This is a genomic window from Kitasatospora sp. NPDC091257 (genome assembly GCF_044757675.1).
GTDB lineage: Bacteria > Actinomycetota > Actinomycetes > Streptomycetales > Streptomycetaceae > Kitasatospora > Kitasatospora lactacystinica.
Map to the genome: position 1 here is coordinate 1 of NZ_JBIVVI010001381.1, position 2,174 is coordinate 2,174.

Below are 2,174 nucleotides of genomic sequence, written 5' to 3' on the forward strand. Positions count from 1 at the left end.
GGGCTCCGCAGCCGTCCACGCCGGTCGCGGCGACCTTCTCGCCGGCCAGGTCCTCGACGGTGTCCCGCAGGGCCCGCTGCAGGGGATGGCCGGGGTCGAGGTAGGTGGCCGTGTCCCAGCCGTTGGCGACGCAGGTGGCGAGCATCGCGGCGTGCTTGCCCGAGCAGTTCATCGTCAGCGGAGTGGGGCCGCCGCCGGCCGCCAGGTGGTCCCGCAGTGCGGCTTCCCCGATGGGCAGCGCGGCCGTGCACCGCAGAGCGCTGGTGTCGAGGCCGGCGCCCCCGAGGATCTCGCGGACGCCGTCGAGGTGGAAGGCCTCGCCGGAGTGGCTGGCGCAGGCCAGGGCCAGCAGTTCGCCGTCCAGGTCGAGTCCGGCACGCAGCATGCCGAGGGCCTGGAGCGGCTTGTTGGACGACCGGGGGTACATCGGGCGGTCGGTCTCGCCGAGGCTCAGCACCGTCCGCCCGTCAGGACCGAGTGCGAGGACCGTCCCGTGGTGCACCGACTCCAGGAAGTCACCTCGCCACACCTCCGCCACCATCGCGTGCACAGCGCATTCCCCTCTCTTCGGCCCCACGGCCGAAAGGACGACTCGAAGTGTCAACAGTTATCACTTTAACGTGGTCCGCGCCGATGCCCCCGCCGGGTGCTGACATACTCGGACGCGGCCCTGTGCCACCGTCGGCCGCCGACGCCACGGCGCCCCGGGACGGTGCCGCTGCTGAGCGACAGCCGCAGCGAGCCGGACGCGGTCCGCGCCGCACTCGCCTCGCTGCACCTGCGCGGCGTGGCGGTGGACTGGTCGGCGGGCTGGAGCGGCACCGACGTGCGGCGGGTCGACCTGCCCACCTACGCCTTCCAGCGCAGGCGCTTCTGGCCGGTGGCCGCGCCGGACCCGGCCCCCGCCGCCCGGCGCTCCCGCCGGGAGACCGAGGTCCCCGCCGGCCCCCGCCGCTACCGCATCGCATGGGAGCCGCTCACCGCGCCCGCGGAGCCCCGCCTCTCCGGCCGCTGGCTGCTCGTCACCCCGGACGGACCCGGTGCCGAGGACACCGCACTCGCCTGCGAACAGGCGCTCGCCGGACACGGCGCCGACGTGGTCGTGATCCGGGTCGGGGTCGCCGCCGAACGCGCCGAACTGGCCTCGCTGCTCCCGGAGTTCGGCTCCTTGGACGGCGTCCTGTCGCTGCTGGCCCTGGCTCAGGGCCCCCGCCCGGGCCTGCCGACGCTCGACGCCTGCCTGACCGGGACCCTGCTGCTGCTCCAGGCCCTGGGCGACAGCGGCATCGACGCACCCCTGTGGTGCGCCACCCGCGGCGCGGTGGCAGCCGACGGCACGGAGGAGGTCCGCCCCGTGCAGGCCCAGGTGTGGGGCCTGGGCCGGGTGGCGGCACTGGAGCACCCGCTGCGCTGGGGCGGCCTGGTCGACCTGCCGGACCTGCTGGACGGGCCCGCGCTGGACGGGCTGTGCGCGGTGCTGGCCGGACGGGACGGCGAGGACCAGGTGGCCGTCCGCGCGCCGGCACCGTTGGGCCGTCGGCTCGTCCCCGCGCCGGAGCCCGCGACACCCGCGCCCGCACCGTGGACGCCGCGCGGCACGGTCCTCGTCACCGGCGGCACCGGAGGCCTCGGCGCCCAGGTGGCGCGCTGGCTCGCGGAGCGCGGCGCGGACCACCTGGTCCTGCTCAGCAGGCGGGGCCCCGAGGCCCCGGGAGCCGACGCGCTGGCCGACGCCCTGGCGGCGCTCGGCGCCCGGAGCACCCTGCTGGCCTGCGACGTCGCCGACCGCACCGCGCTGGAGCGGGTCCTGGGGCGGCTGCGCGACGAGGGCGACACCGTACGGGCCGTGGTGCACACCGCCGGACTCACCTCGGACACCGCGCTGATGGACTGCACGCCGGAGGAACTGGCCCGGCGGACGGCGGCCAAGACGTGCGGCGCGGCCCACCTCGACGCCCTGTTCGAAGACCGCCCGCTGGACGCCTTCGTGCTGTTCTCCTCGATCTCGGGCACCTGGGGCAGCGGCGGCCAGGGCGCCTACGCGGCGGCCAACGCCTACCTGGACGGCCTCGCCGCGGCGCGGCGAGGCCGGGGCCTGACGGCGACCTCGGTGGCCTGGGGCCCCTGGGCCGGCGCGGGCATGGTGATCGGTAGAGCGGCGGGTAGGGAAAGAG

The 2,174-nt window shown here is 76.5% G+C and carries 2 protein-coding genes; one reads left to right on the plus strand and one right to left on the minus strand.

What is annotated here, in order from left to right; all coding sequences use genetic code 11:
• Positions 1-541, minus strand: a 541-nt coding sequence (locus tag ACIQOV_RS38495; protein WP_401055436.1) for an asparaginase, incomplete at its 3' end; no start/stop codon positions are given.
• Between the two features lie 171 nt (positions 542-712).
• On the opposite strand from ACIQOV_RS38495, the gene ACIQOV_RS38500 reads away from it, so the two are divergent.
• A partial coding sequence (locus ACIQOV_RS38500; RefSeq protein WP_401055434.1) for a beta-ketoacyl reductase occupies positions 713-2,174 on the plus strand: 1,462 nt, incomplete at its 3' end.